Genomic DNA, 1,034 nt, shown 5'->3' with positions numbered 1-1,034 from the left:
CCGGTGTCGGGCGCCGAGCAATTCATGCTCTCGGACGCCAGCGGGCTCTTGCCGAGCTCCGAGGCGATATAGGCGTAGTCGAGATTCTTCAGGCCCTGGCCGGTCTCGTCATCGGGCAGGAAGAAGTTCCAGAGGCCTTCCTGCTTGGCCTTGTTCTTGGCCTTTTCAAGCACCTCGAGCTGCTTCGGCGTGAAGCTCCAGCGATCCTCCTTGCCCTCGCCGGCCTTGGCGAACTCGATCGACATCGGCTCGACGGTGTCGCGGATGAACTTCTTGACGTGATCGTAGAGCGGCCGGACCTGGTCCGACATGCGGAGGTCGTTGAGCTCGTCGCCGGGATTGAGGGTGTAGTTGGTGGTGCGGGGAATGTAGGTGTGTTTTGTCATTGTTCCTCCCGGGGACGCTGAGATCGTTCTGGGGCTGAGAATAGTCGCAGCGCGGCCAAAGTGCGAGCGCGCATTTTTCACGCGGAGTCTTGCCACGCGATGGAATATGGCGAGGGCGTTTGAAATGTTGTTTGAATGGCGTGGAGGGCGGCGCTCCCTCGCCGGTGTCGTCCCGGACAAGNNCCCGCTTTCGCGGGGACGACACTGGATGTGTGGCTAGTTCGGCATTCGATGCATCGCGCAGATCTTGTTGCCGTCGAGGTCGCGCAAATAGGCGAGATAGAGCTTGCCGCCGGGGCCCTGGCGGATGCCGGGCGGATCCTCGATCGATTTGGCACCGGCCGCGATGCCGGCTGCGTGCCATTTGTCGACCTGCTCCGGCGAATTGCAGGCAAAGCCGATCGTGCCACCGTTCGCGCACGTCGCCGGCTCGCCGTTGATCGGCTTCGACACCGAGAACACGCCGGTCTTGGTGATGTAGAAGATGCGGTGGCCGTCGACCCTGGCCGGACGCACTTCGAGCGTGCTCAGCAGGTCGTCGTAGAACGTCTTGGCCTTGTCGAGATCGTTGGTGCCGATCATGATGTGTGAGAACATTTGCCCATTCCCTTCTGCGCTGACAAAACGAGAAGCCGTGGGGTGGGCAAA

At 61.6% G+C, this 1,034-nt stretch carries 1 protein-coding gene and 1 pseudogene; both read right to left on the bottom strand.

Going from position 1 to position 1,034, the window contains the following annotated elements:
• A pseudogene (locus AABA86_RS33700) lies at nt 1–386 on the bottom strand (acyl-CoA dehydrogenase); the annotation flags it as partial.
• A 216-nt stretch (nt 387–602) separates the two neighbouring features.
• Nucleotides 603–983, bottom strand: a complete 381-nt coding sequence (locus AABA86_RS33695) for a VOC family protein (RefSeq protein WP_338309808.1) — start codon at nt 981–983, stop codon at nt 603–605.
• Nucleotides 984–1,034: the final 51 nt, after the last annotated feature.

Source organism: Bradyrhizobium sp. TM233, assembly GCF_036247965.1.
Lineage (GTDB): Bacteria > Pseudomonadota > Alphaproteobacteria > Rhizobiales > Xanthobacteraceae > Bradyrhizobium > Bradyrhizobium ottawaense.
Note: the sequence above shows the minus strand (reverse complement) of the source record. Positions and strands in the feature narration are given on the sequence as shown.

Bases quoted from the DNA above. Each gene is read 5' to 3' on its own strand.
- AABA86_RS33695 (WP_338309808.1), bottom strand. From the start codon at position 983: ATGTTCTCACACATCATGATCGGCACCAACGATCTCGACAAGGCCAAG.